Raw genomic sequence first — 17,531 nt, 5'->3', positions numbered from 1 at the left:
ATTTTTCCATGGCACCTGCCGACCACATTGGCGTTGATTTTCGAGTTGCAGACCGGGCAGCGCGGCCGCCGTCCCGCCGGAATTGCATCTTCCGGAGTGCCGGGGCGGTGAGACCGCTGAACCTGTCCCGGACTGCCCGTCCGGTCACCGCGGCTGATCATAGCGGCTGAAGATTGCAGCCGGCTGTGGATGCCCGATTCCCAGCGTCCGTGATGTCTGGCGTGCTATAAAGTCCCGTGGGGCCGCTGCCGGCGGCCGCCGTGGATCTGTTCCTAGCGGGACTGCCAGCACGGGCCAGGCCAAACAGGAGGAGGCGGGGTGGAACAGCTTTTCAACCTCAATATCGTCGACAAGTCACTGCTCTACGCCATCTATGCCGTCTCCGCTCTGGCAGCGCTCTACCTGCTCGTACGCCCGGTGCTGTTGCCGCGTCCGATGCGCCGCGGGGCTGCGGGGCCAGGACGCCGTTCGTGGATCATCACCGCCACCGCGGGCGTGGCCGGCGGCGCCCTGACCGGCGCCGCTGCCCTGTTCATCTGCGAAGTCGTGCTGAACGTCTTCGGCCTGCCACTGGACGCGGACACCCGCACCTGGGTCATCGCTGCGTTCGCCGGCGTCGGTCTCGCCGTCGTGAACCTGTGGCGCTCACGCTGGTGGCGCAAAGCGGCCGCCGTCGTCGCCTGTCTGGTGTTCATTGTGACGGCGGCGCTGGGGATCAACGCCGGGTACGGCCTGAACCCGACGTTGGGAGCCATGCTGGGCATGAACCAGACACAACATCTGGCCCTGCCCAAACTCAACCCGGCGCAGCAGACGCAGGGTGGGGCCGCGTTGTGGCAAAGCTGGAAGCCCCCGGCCGGGATCCCGGCTGCCGGACGGAGCGGCACAGTCACGATACCGGCGGACGCGTCTGGTTTCCACGCCCGCGACGCCTACTTGTATCTGCCGCCCGCGGCCCTGGTGGACAATCCGCCGGCCTTGCCGATCATCGTCATGATGATGGGCCAGCCGGGAGGGCCCGAACAGAGCAAATCCGCCGTTCAGCAGCTGGATGCCCTGGCGCAGCGAAACAACGGTCTGGCGCCGATCGTGCTCACCATCGACCAATTGGGCGATCCCTACCGGAATCCGGTCTGCGTTGATTCCGCCAAAGGCAAGGTCTACACCTACGTCACCACCGACGTCGTCAATTACGTCCGCAGGAACCTCAACGTGGCCGCCGGCCGGACCCAGTGGGCCATAGCCGGGTACTCCAACGGCGGCGAATGCGCCCTCTCCTTCGCGGCCAAGAGGCCGGAGCTCTTCGGCTCGCTGCTGGACATCTCGGGGGAACTGGACCCGCTGGTCGGCACCGTGGACAACACGGTGAAGACCGTTTTCGGAGGGAACAACGCCGCGTTCACAGCGGAGAAACCTGCCACCATCCTCAAAGCACACAAATACTCCGACGATCTCGCCATCTTCACCAGCGGCGCCCTGGACTCGAAGTACGGACCTCAGGGCGCCACGGCCGAGGCGGACGCGAAGGTGGCCGGTATGACCACCCGCCGGTTCGTCGGCGGCGGGGTCGGGCATCGCGGGGACGCCGTGGACTTCGGCCTCAAATCCGGGCTCCCGTTGCTGTACCAAAGGTTCGGACTCGCCCGGCCCTGAGCAGTGTCCCCCGCAACAGCCGCCGCACCGACGTTCCTTGGGCGGTTCAGGACCCGGCAGTCACCGGACCGCACCCGCCGGTGACGCCGCGCCGCGCGTCGCGTGGGCCCCGGCCACGGTCCGGCGGCGTTCGTGAAAATTGCCCGGAGGCGCTGCGCCCGGATACTCATCCGTTAGGCCCCGTCCACGTGCTTGGTATTGAGGACCTGTGCCGGATTGCGGCGGCCTGCGGCCCGGGGTCGTTTGGGGCGGTGAAACATCCGGCGGGCCAGTGCAAGGCTTTCCCCGAACTTGATGGTGGGGAGGTAGGCCCGGGTGACGGCGTTTCCGATGGCGGGCAGCGACGCCGCGTCAGGATAGAGCATGTAGAGAGGTTCGTAGCGGGGCTGGAATTTCGCCTTGAACGCCAGCAGGGACCTGAACCCGTACACCGGTTCCAGGGTTGCACCCAGCCAGTCGAGCAGCCGGTCCAGGCCGCCGGCGGTCTGCGGGTCTGAGGGCGCGGGCAGGTGCGGTGAATCCGCGTTCACCCGGGCCAGGGGCGCGCCGGAGAGGCTGACGAATTGGCATCCTTCGTCCTTGAAGCTGAGCGCCGCGGAGGCGATGAGGAATTCGATGCCGGCACGGAACCCGGTGCTGCGGCGCCGCATGTAATCCAGGGTCCAGCCCTCGATTTTCCCGTTGCGGTAGACGGGCAGCCAGGAGAGGACAGCGTGCACCCTGTGTTGGCCGTCGATGGCGAGCAGCAGGCGGACATCGGGGTCGTTGAGTTCGTCCAGGCTGCCGAGGGTGAATCCCATTTCGGGCATCTTCTTGTCCGCCACCCATTCTTCGGAGAGTTCCTGGATCTGGGCCAGGACTGAGAAGGGTGCGGTGGCGTACGTCATCCACTCCGCGCGGATGCCGGCCTTCGCGGCGTTGTTCATGGCCGTGCGGATGTCCTGGAATTTCTTTCCCCTGAAGGACATCGAGTCCAGCGGCAGGACCGTCTCCTGTGCCACCTGAACTGACCGCCAGCCCAGTGACGCGGCGTGGTCCCGCAGGTCCTGGGGGACCGAGTAGAAGCACGGTGTCCATCCTTCGCCGGTGCAGAACCGGGTGAACTCCGCGAAGGCGTCTTCGCTGTCCGGCCAGGGGCCGACCGGGACGCCCATCGTGAGGGCGATCCCGCCTATGACACGGTAGGCGACGAAGCTCTCGCCCGTGGGGGAGAACCAGTAGCTGTTCCCGGGCCACGTCGTCATCCACGACAACGAGCTCCCTTGCCGTGTTCTCAGTATTTCCCGGGCGCGTGCGGCGCCGGCGTTGTGCTGGATTCGGGCAGGGCGGAGGAAGGTGTTCAGGACCAGAAGGGCGGTGGCGGCCCAGAAGGTTACGCCGATGCCTTCGTACAGCAGAACCGCCGCGGTGCTTTGGGGGAAGAAGGCCGGGGACACGTCCAGCATGTATCCGAGTGGCAGGAACCTGTCCGGAATATCGGCCAGGAGTTCGGCGGGTCCGGGAACGGGCGTGAAGCCGCCGGCGAGGGCCAGTCCCGCGAGCAGGTAGAACGCCCCGAGGGCCGCTCCGACGGCAAGAACCTGCGACGCTAGCCGGGTGTATGTCCCCGACGGGGCCGCCACCAGGAAGAGCCGCCGCGTTATCAGCAGGAGAATGCTCAGGGCGACGGGCAGCAGCAACGGCACCATCAGGCTGAACGGGTGTGCGTACCCCGACGCTTCGATGGCGCCGATCCCCTCGACGGCCGAGGTGTCCGGTGCTGCCCGCAGGAGAACCCCGGCAATGGTGATGCCGGCCAGCAGCGAGAGAGCCAGCTGGATCAGCACTGCGCCGGCCCAGGCGAAGCGGCGTCCGCGGCGAAGACCGTCGGCAAGCAGCAGCAGCAGAAACGATGGAAGGATCCCCATGAAGATGCCGCCGGCCCCGGCGCGCAGCTGCAGTTGCGCGGCGGCACAGTCCCTGGCCTGCCCCGGGTCGGAGCACAGGCTCTGGAGGGTCTGCGGGTCAACCGGCTGGATGTTGGTAAACAGGAAACGCAGGACCGATAAGGGTCCGGCGGCATGCGGGACAAGGCCGGCCACGACCGGGCCGACGGCCGAGACCGCCACCAGGAGCGCGACCAGGACCCGGCCTTCATGCCTGGAGCTCACGGGGCGCCCGAACCGGGGAAGGCGGCCCAGCAGGACCGGTCCCAGCAGGGCGCCGGTGACTGCGGCACCGAGCCTGACAAGGTGGGCGAACCCCCCGCTGTAGAGAGCCAGGAGTATCAGTAAGGCGAACACGACCAGGCGGACCCGGCGCCGCCACAGGGTCGGCATCAGGGCGGTCCCCGCCATTAACGCCCCGGTGATGAGTGCGCTGGGACCCAGGAACAGATGCCCGCTCATTTCCTGGGTCAGCCTCCCCATCGTCTGCCGCGCCGCGGCCAGGAATCCCAGGGCAGCGCCGATGCCCAGAACATGTGAAGCCAGGGCAGCTGCGGCGAACTTCAGGCTTCCCATCCGGCGTTCCAGGGGAATGCCGACGGCCAGGACCAGCGACGTGCCCAGGAGGTACCCTCCCAGGCTCTGTGCCCAGAGCGCACACGTCAGCACAGCCCACCAGTTGCCCGGTAAGGAGTGCGCGGTCGCTGCCACGTGGGGCCGCAGGGACGGGCCCGGGCCGGAGAACAGGCTGGCGGACAGCGCCCCCGCAGCCCAGAAAACCAGGACAAAACCGACCGTAACCGGCGCGCCGCGCAGCTTTTCCTGCCATAAGAGCCTGGCACCGGAAGATGCCGCGCTTGCGTGATCCGGCGGCAGCACTGGCACGGGGATTCCTTTCGGGGGGGTCGGCGTCAACGGGCACCCTTGGACATGTCCCAAGGTTTGTGGTCCACAGGCTCACGGCCTAAGCCCTGGTGTCGACGCCGTGCATCTTATTCATAGTGGAGAGGCTGGAGTGCACGGAAAATGTTCCACTCCATCACCCGGGTCAAGTACGGCTGCTGCTATTGAGGACGCATCCGGTGACGTCGCCGCGGTAGCGCACTCCGAGATACTGGGTTCAGCAGCGGACGCGCCTCTCGAACGCCGGCAAGGAGCAGCCGCCGGAACCAGCTGCCAATATGCGGGGATGATTGTTCGTAGGCCCGGGTTCCACCAAATACATTCCTTCATTCTCCGATGCCTGACTGGGAGCACCCTGAGCATCCACTGGGTGATCGACGGGAGGGTTGACCTCCAACCGTGACACAAGAAAACTTGGCGAAGGCGCTCCCAATGGCCGTCGACCGTCGCGGCTCTTGTGTTCCTTGCCGCACGGCACCGGGAACGAACCCGACGCTCCCAGGACGGCACTTCAGCCGGACCTCCATCGGTGGACTGCACTGATATTGCGTTCCGCAGTTGCAACGGCCGCCCGGGCCCCCAGGACAGACGCCGTGGCAGCGCAGGCCGTGGAGGGAATGGTGTTCTTTCCGGGCCGGGGCGGATGAGGCAGTGTCATGTTCAGGTAACGGTAGGGACCATGGGGCACAATCACGGGATGACAGATTCCCGACAGCAGGACATTTCACGAATCGGCGCCGCGTCTGCCGTTCTGGAGGCAGGGGTGCCGGCCCGGGGAGGGGCTTCCGAACGCCGGCCCGGGGCCAAGGTCCCGGAAATCACGGCCTGGTTCTGGGTGGCCAAGGTGTTCACGACCGGGATGGGCGAAACCACCTCGGACTTCATGGTCCATCACATCGGCCCGGCCGTGGCTCTGGGCCTGGGTGGGCGCGGCGGTCCTTGAGGGCCAGCGGCAGTACCTGCTGCGCGGCGAAGTTGTTCAGCGGATCCTCAAGGGCGAGGAGCTTGTTCTGGACAATCAGCGGGGAGGTACTGAACACATCGGCGGCCTGGTTCCTGTCGTCCAGAAGCGCCCTGAGGGTGAGGGGACCGCCGCCGTCGCTGAACGGAACGAACTCTTTGGGGACACACCCGTACTTGGCGTTGAGCCCGGGAAGACCCTGCGGTCGTTCTTTCGCTTCCGGCGGCATGCCGAGCGCGATCTGATCGCAGACCTTGTCGCAACCGCGGGCACTTCGTCCCAGCAGCTGCGCCGGGGTCTTCACGTGCTCGGGCAGCTCGGCCCAGCGCCGATCCATCGCGGCCCTGCTCTCCGGATGGACCGGACGCGTGAGGAGCTCGACGCTCCGGAGGAGGGCTGGGATCTTCATGGTTCTCCTGCTGGTGTGGAGGCTAATCGGCGGACCGGATGGAAGGCGCCGGGAGCGTGGAGCAGACGGGAGCAGACGCCTGCTCCCGCCGACTCGCGGCGTGTCAGGCGGTCAGTTCCGGGACGGCGGGCAGGTCCAGCTCGGTTCCGGCGTAGTGGTTGAAGTAGTTGGTGAACAGGTTCGCCGCGATGTGGGCGAACGCCTCGGACAGCTCCTCGGCGCTCCATCCGCCGTCAAGGGCCGCCTGCCAGGTCGCGTCGGAAACGTTCCCGGTCCTGGCCGCGGCTTCACGGGCGACGCCGGAGATCGCTTCGAGTTTGTCGTCGAAGTCCACTTCCCCGGCGCGGATCGCGAGGATCTGCTCGTCGTCGAGCCCCGCCCGGCGTGCCGAGAGGGTGTGGGCCGCCTGGCAGTAGTCACAGCCGTTCTGGTTCCCGACGGCCAGGGCGATCGCTTCGCGGGTGCGGGCGTCAAAGCTTCCGTGCGCCGCGATGGCGGCGGACGTCCCCTCGTAGGAGGCGATCACGGCCGGGGAGTGGGCCATTCCGGCGTGGATGTTGAGAAGTTTGCCCATTTTCTGCTCCAGTTTCCGGGCGATACCTTTGGACGCTTCGGGTGCTGTGGCAACGGTGTGGGCGGGAATGCGTGGCATGCGGATACTCTCTTAGCTTTGGATTTACAGGACAAAACTGTGGGGCACGCGAAGGCAGGGCCGCGGATGTGGCCGGTCAGAGACGTTCGTCGCTGACGATCACACCGCTCCCGGGGGCGAAGGCAACGTGGCCTTTGATCATCCGGGCCAGCGGTGTCGGCCGCGGATAGGACCAGGCGGCATTCGGTGCCCGGCGGTCCCCGGTGCGGACGTGGTGGTAGCGGGCAATACCCTTCCAGAAGCACAGGGTCCGGACCCAGCTGCCCTCCAACGTGTCCGGGACCAGGGAATCAGCGGGGAAGTAGTGGTTGCCTTCCAGATACACCGTGTGCTCTGAGCAGGCGATCACCTGGCCGTGGAAAGTGGCTGTGATCATGAGGTGCTCCGGGCCATCTTGTAGAGCATGTCGGGGTCCTGGATGATGATGCGCCCGCGCCCCTGGCGGATGGCCTTCCTGGCCGTGAGCTCAGCCATGATCTTGCTGGTGGCCTCCCGTGAGGAGCCGAGGAGGCCCGCGAGCTGTTCGTGGGTCAGGTGGATGGTCCGGGCCTGGCCGAAGCGCGGCGGCCCCACTGCGTCGCCGAGTTTAAGCAGGGTGGACGCCACTTGGGCGGCCAACGGCCGCAGCGCCAGGTCGGTGAGGCGTTCTTCGAGGCGGGCGACCTGTTCGCCCAGGAGCCGGGAGATGCGGATGGCGATGCGGGGATCCGAAAGCAGGAACCGTTCCACCTCGTCCACGCTGAGCTGGCAGATAGCTGAGTCTTCAATTGCTTCGGCGTAGTTGTCATACATCCGCTGGCCCACGAGCATCATTTCCCCGAACACCGCGCCCGGTTCCAGGATGGCCATCGTCAGGGCCTTGCCGTCCTCGGCGACCCGGAAAATACGCACCCGGCCGGACTTGAGGATGAACAGAGCCTTGACGGGCTGGCTTTGGCTGAACAGCAGCTCCCCGCGGCGGAACAGCCGTGCCGGGGCCATGAGGTCCATCGCCTCGATCTCCTGCGCGCTCAGGTCAGCGAACAGATCAACTTCATTCAAACAACTGAACGGTTCAGCGGGTCCTGCCATCAGCGGGTCGGCCTCTCGTTGCCGCGGTGCCCACGGTCGCAGGTCTCCGGAGACGGTGGCCGCCACATCGACCCGGCAGGTATCGGTCATGCCCGGCTCTTGAGGACGCGGACCGCCACCAGTCCCAGAATAACCCCATAGATCATGTGGCCCATCAGGCTCAACGCCGCGGCGAGGTTCAGGGCGAAAAAGGGGCATGCCCAACATGGCCGGCATGATCATCAGCGGGCCAAGGACCCACCAGATGGCCCCGTAACCCAGTCCGACGAGGGCGCCGCGGCCATATCCGGTCAGGAACCGGTTACCGAACAGCACCGTCAGGCCCAGGCCGATAAGCACCGAAATCATCAGGTGGACGCCGAATCCGACCACGGCCGAGCTGGAGCCGACCATGGACGCGATAACGGGCAGCATGCCCATCATCGCCATGAGCATCCCGAACACGATACCGCCAGCGATGCCGCCGGCGGCCCCGGCGACGACGCGACGTCCCACGCCCGTGCCGGACGTGGTACGTGAAAGAGTTGATGCAGAAGCCATGACGGGGACCTTCCCTGGAAGATTTTTTGCTGACGTCTTCAAGGTAGGGCCGGCCCATGATGCCGTTCAGTAATCTGCGCTACACAGCGAAAAACAATCGCAGCTGCGCAGGGAGCCCGTTATCGTCGCCCGGAGTTGAACGGAGGCGACAGCTCAGATCGTCCGGGACGGCATGGTTGTCCCGGCCCGGATCTGGAGGTGTCCGCCCCGGGCCGAGGCGCGCACGACGTCGACGCACAGTTCCTCCACTGCCCGCCACGGGGCGGCGGAGATGTCGGATCCTCCCAGCGCGCAGGCCAGCCGCGCCAGCGGCGTCAGCCACCGCGCCCAACCCACCGGGTCCTGCATATCCACCACCCCGACCCGGCCGCCTTCCGCCAGCAATCCGGTCATGTTCGCCCACGCCCGTTCCCAGTCCCCCATCAGGGACAGAGAGTATGTCGCCAGGGCAGCATCCGAAACCGCCGCTCCCCCGCTCTCTTCGATGCGGGTAGCGATTGCCCCGGGATCCAGAAGCACCATGTCCGCCTGGATCAGGATCACGTTCTCCCAGCCGCGCGCCCCGGCGCGGCGCCGCGCCTGTTGGAGCATTTCGGCGCTGCGGTCGATCCCGACGATGGTCCCGGATGCACCGATGCGCTCCTGCAACATGGAAAAATTCAGCCCCGTTCCGCATCCGATATCCAGCACCTGCTGGCCCCTTGTGGGGGCCAGAGCGTCGATGCCGAGAACCCGTCCGGCATGATAGACAGGGTATTCGCCCGACAACAGATCATAAAACGGGGCAAACAGCGTGTATTTATCGCGGATTGGGGCCTCCGTCTGGTTCGTTCCGCCGCAGCGGCACGGTCGCGGAAGACCACACGGCGGCGGACACAATGTCCGGCATTCAACATCACTCAAGGGGAGTCCATAATGGCAGCCGAGAACCGGATCGTTGACCTCCTGGTAGTGGGTGGGGGGACGGCCGGAATCGTGGCGCCAAGACGGCAGCCGTGTTCGGAGCGCGAACCCTTCTGGTCGAACGGGCCCGCACCGGCGGTGACTGCCTGTGGACCGGGTGCGTCCCGTCCAAGACCCTCTTGTCGGCCGCCGAACACGCAACGACAGCACGCGCACTCACGGGCCAACCACCGGAATTCGCTGCGGTCCGCCAACGCATCTTCGCCGCGATCAACACCATCGAACCTGTCGATTCGCCCGCGGCGCTCAAAGACGCCGGAGTTGAAGTCCTCAAGGGCACCCTGACGTTCCGCGCACCCGGCGTCGCCGAGGTCGACGGCAGGACGATCCGCTTCCGGCAGGCCCTGATCGCAACCGGCCGGACACCGGTCGCCACCGGCATCCCGGGACTGGATGCCGCCTCTGTGGTGACCTCGGACACGATCTGGGAACCCGGCTCCCTTCCGGTCCGCCTGGCCATTGTCGGCGGCGGCCCGATCGCCTGCGAACTCGGTCAGGCCTTCGCCCGCCTGGGATCGCAAGTGACCATGATCGTCCGCTCCCGGATCCTCCCCAAGAAGACCCTGACACCGCCGACCTGGTCCGGGCGAGCCTGGAAACCGACGGTGTCCGCATCCTGGAGAACACCACCATAGAGAACGCCGTCACCACGGACGCCGGATCCCGGCTCCGGCTGGGCGACGGCGCCACCGTTGATGCGGACACGGTCCTGATGGCCACCGGACGCTCGCCCCGGACCGCCGGCCTTGGCCAGGAACGGGTCACGGTGAGGATGGACGGGCTCGGCCATGTCCTCACAGATACGCGGATGATGACCTCCAACCCGCTCACCTGGGCCGCGGGAGATGTGACCGCGAACCCCCAGTTCACCCACCTGGCCGGCGTGCACGCATCCGTAGCGGCCTCGAACGCGGTACTCGGGCTCCACGCCAGGTCAGCGGCACCGTGCCCCGGGTGACGTTCACATCCCCGGAGGTGGCCGCCGCCGGGCTACTACCGCCGACAACAGTCTGAAGCACCGTGCCCGGACTGTCCGGCACACCCATGTCGACCGGGCCGTGACCGAGGACACCACGGGCGGCTTCACCCGGCTCATCGTAGACCGGCGGGGGAAAATCCTGGGCGGCACCATCGTCGGCCCGCGGGCCGGGGAATCCCTGGCTGAACTGACCCCGGCAGTGCACAAGGGGATAACAACGTCCGATGTTGCCGGGACGACACACCCCTACCCTACCTATTCGGACGGGGTCTGGAATGCCGCCGTCGCTGACGTCAGGGAGCGTCTGGCCTCCCCGGTGGTCCGCCGGGCCATGGCGGTGCTGATCCGGGTGCGGCGCCGCTGGCTGGACAGGCCAGCACCTCACCGCAGGTACCGGTAGCCGGCGAGAATCCGATGGGCGCCGCTGACCGCAACCAGCAGCGCCCAAACGGACGCGATTTCCCACGCGGCACCCGGGAAGATCAGCCACAGACTGTGCACTGCCACGGTCTCGGCACCTTCGGTCAGGCCGCCCATATTTTGTGGGACAGTAGGGTCTGATGGCCTGGAAGAGTCCGGGCGAGGTTGCCACCGAATGAGCCCCTGCTCTTCCGCTTCCTGCCCCGGCAGACGGTCCCTTCGCTGGTGTCCAAAGCCCCCCATCCTGATGGTGACCCACGACCGCGGCCGCGGTGGCTGACAGGATTGTCCAGTTCAGTTGACGCAATCAGCTCTCCTGGTGGTTGTATCGGCGCCGACACGGCAGCGGCGTGAAGAGGCTGAGACGACCGGGATCCCCATGAATGCGGGGGTGTATCCAAAGCGACCTCCGGTCGGTCCAGGACTGGCCGGGTTCGAGGCCAGCGGGAAGCTGACCATCTGGATTAAAGCGGCGTATCCGGAAGCGACCGGTTTTTCGTCCCCACCGTTCCGCCGTGGCATGGTTACCCGGGGAAGCGGCAGGGTTAGGGCTGGTCCAATGAAGCGCGCGGACCCGTCCGCGCGGGAGCCACGGGGCAGATATTCACACCCCGTTCGGCCCCGATCACCGTCGCGCCGCTGGGTCGGTTCCGTGATGAATAGTCCATGCCGGCTGGTTTCGTCGATGGCGCCGCCCGGGTGCGGCCGCGCCCGGGCGTTCGGGAACCGTAAGGTCTCGCCTCTGGTCAGCGGCCCGGGCGGCGTGGATACTCAAGGGGTGCTGGCCGTGACCATGATCAGCAGATCTTGGCTGGCACATGCCCTGCCCGCGTGGGCCCGACGGACGGAAAATGATGCGCCAAATGTCAACCAGCCAGGCATTGGAGGATGTCGTCAGGGTCGCGCGGGAGCACGCCGAGAGGGTGGACACCGACGGGGTGTTCCCCGTTGAGGCGGTCGCGGAGTTACGGGCTTCCGGACTGCTGGGGCTGGTGCTGCCCGTCGAGGCCGGCGGTGCCGGCGCCGGGCCGGTGGTGTTCACGGAGGTGGTCTGCGCGCTGGCGGAGGCGTGTGGTTCAACGGCGATGATCTATCTGATGCATGCCGCCGCCGCGGTCACGATTGCGGCCGCGCCGCCTCCGGATCTGCCCGACCTGCTGGCCGGGATGGCGAGCGGGGCAACGTTGGGCACGTTGGCCTTCAGTGAGCGGGGATCCCGGTCGCATTTCTGGGCGCCTGTCTCCATGGCGACCTCCGAGGGGGATACGGTCCGGTTGAGCGCGGACAAGAGTTGGGTGACGTCGGCCGCTCACGCCGATGTCTATGTGGTCTCGACCGGTGCGCCCTCGGGGGTGCCGGGTGAGGTGGACCTGTATGCCGTTCCGGGAGGCGCCGCGGGTTTGAACGCTGCAGGTCCCTGGCGCGGGCTGGGGCTGCGCGGCAACGACTCCGCACCGATGACTGTCGACGTCGGGATCCCCGTAGGATACCGGCTCGGTGAGCCCGCGGCGGGTTTCGCGCTGATGATGCAGACGGTGCTCCCGTGGTTCAACCTCGGCAACGCGGCGGTCTCGCTCGGACTGGCGGCCGCAGCTACCCGAGCCACTGTCGAGCACGTTGGCGCGACACGGCTCGAACACCTGGGTCAGGCGCTGTCCGCGTTGCCGACCATCCGGGCCCAGATAGCCCGGATGGCCATCAGCCTGGCAGCGCAGCGTGCCTACCTGGCCCATGCCGCGGGCAGCGTGGCAGCCCCGGGGGAAGACACGATGCTGCACGTGCTCGGGGTGAAGGCTTCGGCCAATGATGCGGCGCTTAAGATCACCGACGCGGCCATGCGCGTCTGCGGGGGTGCGGCGTTCTCCAGGCAGCTGCCCGTCGAGCGGGCCTTCCGTGACGCGCGGGCGGGTTCGGTGATGGCGCCGACGGCGGACGCGCTCTACGACTTCTATGGCAGAGCCATCACCGGCCTGCCTTTGTTCTAAGGGGCGTGAAGATGTCCGAGCAGCTGCTGATCGGGGCCGTGGCCTACACCCCGAATGTGGTGCCCATCTGGGAGGGCATCCGTGAGTACTTCGCGGAGTCGCCGGCTCCGATGGACTTCGTGCTGTTCTCCAACTATGGACGTCAGGTCGAGGCGCTTCGGGCCGGACAGGTCGACATTGCCTGGAACACCAACCTGGCCTATGTGCGCACCGTCCTGCAGACCGGCGGCCGTGCCCGGGCACTGGCGATGCGCGACACCGACACCCGGTTCGCGACGGTGTTTGTCGCCCGGACCGGAAGCGGGCTGTCCGGCCCGGACTCCATCGCCGGTCGGCGGCTGGCCCTGGGCTCGGCGGACTCGGCCCAGGCCGCCATTCTGCCGCTGTACTATCTGGCACGGGCCGGCGTGGACGTCACCCGGCTGGAGGTGACGCGGTTTGACAGTGATATCGGCAAGCACGGTGATACCGGGCGCAGTGAGTTGGATGCCATCGACGCGGTACTCGCCGGCGAGGCGGACGTCGCGGCCATCGGGATCACCACCTGGGACGGCATCGGCGGCGGGGAGCTGATGCCCGAAGCGCTGGAGGCGGTCTGGCAGACCGAGCCCTACTGCCATTGCATGTTCACCGCCCTGGACACCCTGCCCGCCGAACGCCACGAGCCGTGGGTGAGCACACTGCTGGCCATGGACTGGGGACGGCCCGCGCACCGCCGGATCCTGGAGCTCGAGGGGCTGCACCGCTGGGTCCGGCCCGAACTGGACGGCTACGCCGGGCTGTTCGCCGCCGTCGAGGAACAGGGGGTGACCAAGTGGTGGTGATCCTGGACCTGATGCGCATGGCCGGGGCCCTGGCCGAGGGTGCCACCGGTGCGGTAACCATCAGCTCAGCATCCGAGTTGGACCTGGTCCGACGGTGGTGCGAACGAACGGGCAATACCCTCATCACCACCTCACCCGCCGATGCAGGCCTTGGCGCCGTCCTGGTACGCCGCGGCCGCCTGCCGGACCCGGCGGCGACGCTGGGACCTGACCGTCTGCCCGGGGCAAGGCTCTGGCTCTACACGAACTTCCACTGCAACCTGGCCTGTGACTACTGCTGTGCCGCATCCTCACCCAGGGCCGAGCGCCGGGAGCTCGGCGTCGAACGGATCGGCCGCCTGGTCCGGGCCGGCGCCGACTGGGGCGTCCACGAGGTATATCTCACCGGCGGTGAACCGTTCCTGCTGCCCGAGATCGCGCGGATCGTGGCCGACTGTGTCCGGCTGCTGCCCACCACGCTGCTGACCAACGGCATGCTGTTTCGTGGGCCCGGGCTTCGCGCTTTGCAGGCGATGCCGCGCGAGGGGTTCGCCCTGCAGATCAGCCTGGACTCCGCGACCCCCGACGTTCACGACGGGCACCGGGGTGCCGGCAGCTGGGCCCGGGCGGTGGCCGGCATCGGCGTCGCACTCGGGGAGGGGTTCCGGGTCCGGGTCGCTGCGACGATCGCCTCGCCCCACGCGGCCGATCTGGCCGCCCTGCACGATTTCCTCGACGGGCTGGGCATCGCCCGGGCAGACCAGGTCATCCGCCCGGTCGCGCAACAGGGCGCCGCCGACACCGGGGTCCAGTTCAGCCGCGAATCGTTGGTCCCTGAAGTCACCGTCACCGCCGACGGGGTGTACTGGCACCCGGTGGCCGCGACGGACGAGCGGGCCCTGGTCAGCACGCAGATCGAGCCCCTGGGGCCGGCGCTTAGTGAGGTCTACCGGCTCTTCGCCGAGCAATGGGCTGCCGCCGGCGCCGCCGCCAGACTCTTCCCCTGCGCGTAGCCAGGCTCCAAAATCCGGATTGGTCCTCGGACAGACCAGCTTCCGGTGCGCAGGCACCGGATGTCTGCCGTCCGTAAGATCCACCGGGTCCCCAAAGGACCCGACCGGGTCTACCATGAAGCCATGACCCCCCACGTCGAGGCACCGGTCGCCCGTACACACGGCGGACGAGCGGGATGGCCGGCCGAGCCCGCCCGCTGCACCAACACCCTTCCGGGAGAACAGGCGAAGGCATCCTGCCGTGTCTGATCTGGCTGAACCCACGACGACGGGCGGTACGGCAGCCGACGAGGGACTCGATGCCGGGAGGGCCGCCCGTGCCGTCATCGCTGGCCTGCGAATTGCCGTGGCCCTGCTGTGGATCCAGAACGTCAGCTGGAAGATCCCGCCCGACTTCGGCCGCAACGACCATACGGGTCTCTTCCAGTTCACCAGCTACGCCGTCGAGCACCCCGTCGTCCCGCCGTTCTCCTGGCTGGTCCAGTACGTCGTGCTACCGAACTTCACGCTGTTCGGCTATGCGACTCTGCTGGTCGAGTTCAGCCTCGGCGCGTTCCTGCTCGCCGGCCTGCTCACCCGGTTCTGGGCCGCGCTCGGCATCCTTCAGACACTGGCGATCACCATGTCCGTCCTCAACGCACCCAACGAGTGGCACTGGTCCTACTACCTCATGCTCGCCGTGCACGCCGTGCTGATCGCCACGGCCGCCGGCCGGGCCGCGGGACTCGACGGCCTGCTCCGTCCGCGCTGGCGGACCTCGTCGAACCGCCTGGCCACGTGGGCGCTGAGGGCATCATGACCGGTCCCCGCGGCACCTCCCGGGCCGGACTGGATCAGGGAACCCGGCGACGGGCACTTGCGCTCAGTGCCGTCACCGCGGCAAGCGCCGTATTCGCGCTCATCGACTATGACCCGCTCAAGCTGGTGCCGGTCAATCCGGTACAAGCGGTGGTTCTTCTCGTTCTTGCCCTCATCGCCTTCGCCGGCACCGTGCTCCGGCTGCGCGTCCTGCTGTACGGTGTCGGGGCCGTGATGATCGTCCTGGGCCTGATCCGCCTTGTCACCTACGGACACGGGCCCGGTCTGATCACCGGCAGCGTAGGGACTGCGGCGCTGCTGACCGGACTCGGCATGGCCTACATCGGAACCCTGCTTGCCGGTGGGAAACCCGTCTCCTGAATAATCAGTCGAAAACCGGCGAAATGCTTCTGACAGTGTCAGTCATCGCCAAGGAGTGTCTCTTTCACGTGAAGACATCAAACCCGCGCAAAGGCGCGCGACTCCGGCGAAGCTGAACTCCGACGATGGTTCCAAGGCTGCAACATTGCCGTTCGTCGAAACGCATCGGCAGTCCGCCGAGTCCGCCGCCGAACGGATTCTGATCGGCCGCCAACGACGGCGTTCACCTGACCGCACGACGTCCCATGAGCCGGTCCCCCCACCGCGACACCTTCCACCCCCTCCCCCTTCGCGAAAAATCCCATATAGACACTGGACTCCCAGATTCGCGTTAACCCCTCCCGCAAAACTGTCCCGCTTAGGTGGCCCAACCGCTACAGTTGCAGCCATGACCGCCCACATCATCGGCTACGCCCGGGTATCGACCAATGAACAGGACCTGACCGCGCAGCGGAACGGCCTCGCCGCCCTCGGCGTGCCCGAAGACCTGATCTATGTCGACCACGGCCTGACCGGCCGGAACAGGGAACGGCCGGGCCTGCGCGAAGCCCTTGCAGCCGTCCGGGCCGGCGACACCCTGGTCGTCACCAAACTGGACCGGCTCGCCCGCTCCCTCCCCGATGCCCGGGACATCATCGAAGACCTCACCAAACGGAACGTGAAGCTCAGCATCGGCGGATCCGTCCACGACCCCACCGACCCCGTCGGCCGGCTGCTTTTCAACGTCCTGGCCATGGGCGCCGAATTCGAATCCGACCTCATCCGCGCCCGCACCCGCGAAGGCATGCAGGTCGCCAAAGCCAAGGGCCGGCTCCGCGGCAAACAACCCAAACTTTCCAAGAGCCAGGAAGCCCACCTCGACTCCCTATATAAGGGAGGACACCACACCACCACCGAGATCGCCGAGCTCTTCAAGGTCGCCCGGAGCACGGTGTACCGCATTGTGCAAAGGACTCCCTAGGCCCAACGCAGATTGAGGCACAATCGCGACCTCCTGGCGTTACTACCTAGACACGAAGTGGCTCAGTTCAATAGAAATAGCAAAGGTTCGCTAACATCACAACATGACCAGCGACGGAGCCAGCCACGAGACCACCTCGACGGATGGTGCCCACGCTCTAATGCAGTCCAGCTTCGTTCATCTCCGTTTCAAAGGCGGCCGCTTCGAGGGTCAAGCCGCCCCGCCCCTAGCCTCCATGGCCGAGCTCGCGCAAATAAACGATTTGATTATGGCTTTGGCTCCGATCATGTGGCGTCGCACCAAGGGCGCTAAGCGAATCAGGGAGGGCAACTATCCGTCTGCCCCAGTCTTAAGAATTGAGCGCTTCGCCCAAGGAAGTAGCATCCCTGTCATCGTGAGAGACGGCGGGTCAGCGACTCTCCTTAACGACCCATATGAGGCGAGCCGGGATCTCATGGAGCGGACCTTTCAGGAAATCGTAGCTAATACCGTGATTCCCGAAGACTTCCCACCAGAGTGCATACCGAAGTTGCGGCAGGTCGGCAAGTCATTTCAACCGGGAGAAAGTGCCGCATTTCTGGTTCCAGACGCCCAGGGTGTCTGGAATGAGACACTTTTCACTGCTGAGATTCGAGAGTCTTTTTGGGAAAACTTCGACCATATTAGTGAAGACACGCTGACCCTAACTGGAAAGCTTGTGTCACTGCATCGCGAACCGCAACGTCTTGTCCTGCTGCTCCCATCCGGGCAAAAAATAGACGGTAAGTTCGAAGAGGGCCACATTTGGGATGATTTGCATCGATCTCTGGGCACCTTGTCAAAGCACCCGTACACTCGTCTCAAGGCAACGGTCGAGCGTGACTACCTAAACCGGATAGTCCGTATTACCGACGTTAGGGCGGTCGAAGTCATGGAGACGTTGGCAGAAAAATGGCATGACAGATTTCTCGAGCTATTGGGTCTCCGGGATGCAGAGAATCCTTCCAGGCCTTTAGCCTCGATCTTTCATGAGGCGTGGTTTCCAGTGGGTCAGGGCTTACCGGCTGCCTGATGGTTCTTATGGTGGCATTTGGGTGTGACATTTTGACCGCTGACCATCTGGCGGTTGTCGGTG

16 protein-coding genes and 1 pseudogene are annotated in these 17,531 nt (G+C 66.3%); 10 read left to right on the top strand and 7 right to left on the bottom strand.

Annotated features, from left to right (window positions below; genetic code table 11):
* Positions 1-318: 318 nt before the first annotated feature.
* Positions 319-1,653: an alpha/beta hydrolase gene (locus tag J9611_RS17040; RefSeq protein WP_211881859.1), complete on the top strand. Its 1,335-nt coding sequence runs from the start codon at positions 319-321 to the stop codon at positions 1,651-1,653.
* A 173-nt stretch (positions 1,654-1,826) separates the two neighbouring features.
* Here the strand turns inward: J9611_RS17040 and J9611_RS17035 are convergent, their stop codons facing one another.
* The 6 genes from J9611_RS17035 to J9611_RS22805 all read right to left on the bottom strand — a co-directional run bounded on the left by J9611_RS17035 (position 1,827) and on the right by J9611_RS22805 (position 9,227).
* A complete protein-coding gene (locus tag J9611_RS17035; RefSeq protein ID WP_211881858.1) occupies positions 1,827-4,463 on the bottom strand; it encodes a rhomboid family intramembrane serine protease in 2,637 nt (878 codons plus the stop codon).
* An 899-nt stretch (positions 4,464-5,362) separates the two neighbouring features.
* The gene (locus tag J9611_RS17030; RefSeq protein WP_211881857.1) at positions 5,363-5,851 is read right to left on the bottom strand and encodes a glycine betaine ABC transporter substrate-binding protein; all 489 of its coding nucleotides are present in this window, start codon (positions 5,849-5,851) and stop codon (positions 5,363-5,365) included.
* A 103-nt stretch (positions 5,852-5,954) separates the two neighbouring features.
* Positions 5,955-6,503 (bottom strand): carboxymuconolactone decarboxylase family protein, encoded by a 549-nt coding sequence (locus tag J9611_RS17025; RefSeq protein ID WP_211881856.1) that lies wholly within the window; start codon positions 6,501-6,503, stop codon positions 5,955-5,957.
* Positions 6,504-6,579: 76 nt separating this feature from the next.
* A complete protein-coding gene (locus J9611_RS17020; protein WP_211881853.1) occupies positions 6,580-6,879 on the bottom strand; it encodes a DUF427 domain-containing protein in 300 nt (99 codons plus the stop codon).
* A complete protein-coding gene (locus J9611_RS22035; protein WP_246527959.1) occupies positions 6,876-8,114 on the bottom strand; it encodes a Crp/Fnr family transcriptional regulator in 1,239 nt (412 codons plus the stop codon). Before J9611_RS22035 ends, J9611_RS17020 begins: the two co-directional genes overlap by 4 nt.
* 153 nt (positions 8,115-8,267) lie before the next feature.
* Complete coding sequence (locus J9611_RS22805) at positions 8,268-9,227, bottom strand: class I SAM-dependent methyltransferase (protein WP_372447810.1); 960 nt, start codon at positions 9,225-9,227, stop codon at positions 8,268-8,270.
* Between J9611_RS22805 and J9611_RS22800 the strand changes: the two are divergent.
* Together J9611_RS22800 and J9611_RS16990 are read left to right on the top strand one after the other, a co-directional pair.
* Positions 9,110-10,035, top strand: a pseudogene (locus tag J9611_RS22800) (FAD-dependent oxidoreductase). The gene J9611_RS22805 and the pseudogene J9611_RS22800 overlap by 118 nt on opposite strands.
* Before the next feature lie 7 nt (positions 10,036-10,042).
* A complete protein-coding gene (locus J9611_RS16990) occupies positions 10,043-10,456 on the top strand; it encodes an oxidoreductase dimerization domain-containing protein (protein WP_211881875.1) in 414 nt (137 codons plus the stop codon).
* Here J9611_RS16990 and J9611_RS22380 read toward each other — a convergent pair.
* The gene (locus tag J9611_RS22380; protein ID WP_281414586.1) at positions 10,438-10,563 is read right to left on the bottom strand and encodes a hypothetical protein; all 126 of its coding nucleotides are present in this window, start codon (positions 10,561-10,563) and stop codon (positions 10,438-10,440) included. The genes J9611_RS16990 and J9611_RS22380 overlap by 19 nt on opposite strands.
* 776 nt (positions 10,564-11,339) lie before the next feature.
* Between J9611_RS22380 and fadE16 the strand changes: the two genes are divergently transcribed.
* From fadE16 to J9611_RS16955, 7 genes are all read left to right on the top strand, one after another.
* On the top strand, positions 11,340-12,461 hold the full coding sequence (gene fadE16, locus J9611_RS16985) for an Rv1679 family acyl-CoA dehydrogenase (protein WP_211881843.1): 1,122 nt from the start codon (positions 11,340-11,342) through the stop codon (positions 12,459-12,461).
* A gap of 11 nt (positions 12,462-12,472) precedes the next feature.
* Positions 12,473-13,285 carry an Rv1680 family SBP-like protein gene (locus J9611_RS16980; protein WP_211881841.1) on the top strand — a complete coding sequence of 271 codons (813 nt, stop codon included), beginning with the start codon at positions 12,473-12,475 and terminating at the stop codon, positions 13,283-13,285.
* The gene (locus J9611_RS16975) at positions 13,276-14,277 is read left to right on the top strand and encodes an Rv1681 family radical SAM protein (protein WP_211881839.1); all 1,002 of its coding nucleotides are present in this window, start codon (positions 13,276-13,278) and stop codon (positions 14,275-14,277) included. The genes J9611_RS16980 and J9611_RS16975 overlap by 10 nt, the downstream gene beginning before the upstream one ends.
* 241 nt (positions 14,278-14,518) lie before the next feature.
* Complete coding sequence (locus J9611_RS16970) at positions 14,519-15,076, top strand: TQO small subunit DoxD (protein ID WP_211881837.1); 558 nt, start codon at positions 14,519-14,521, stop codon at positions 15,074-15,076.
* Entirely contained in the window at positions 15,073-15,456 is a 384-nt protein-coding gene (locus J9611_RS16965) for an Rv1678 family membrane protein (protein WP_211881835.1), read from the top strand. The genes J9611_RS16970 and J9611_RS16965 overlap by 4 nt, the downstream gene beginning before the upstream one ends.
* 388 nt (positions 15,457-15,844) lie before the next feature.
* On the top strand, positions 15,845-16,417 hold the full coding sequence (locus tag J9611_RS16960; protein WP_211881833.1) for a recombinase family protein: 573 nt from the start codon (positions 15,845-15,847) through the stop codon (positions 16,415-16,417).
* 103 nt (positions 16,418-16,520) lie between these two features.
* The gene (locus tag J9611_RS16955; RefSeq protein ID WP_211881831.1) at positions 16,521-17,468 is read left to right on the top strand and encodes a hypothetical protein; all 948 of its coding nucleotides are present in this window, start codon (positions 16,521-16,523) and stop codon (positions 17,466-17,468) included.
* Positions 17,469-17,531 lie beyond the last annotated feature (63 nt).

The organism is Pseudarthrobacter albicanus (assembly GCF_018224015.1).
In the GTDB taxonomy this organism is placed as follows: domain Bacteria; phylum Actinomycetota; class Actinomycetes; order Actinomycetales; family Micrococcaceae; genus Arthrobacter; species Arthrobacter albicanus.
This window is presented reverse-complemented; position numbering and strand designations above follow the sequence as displayed.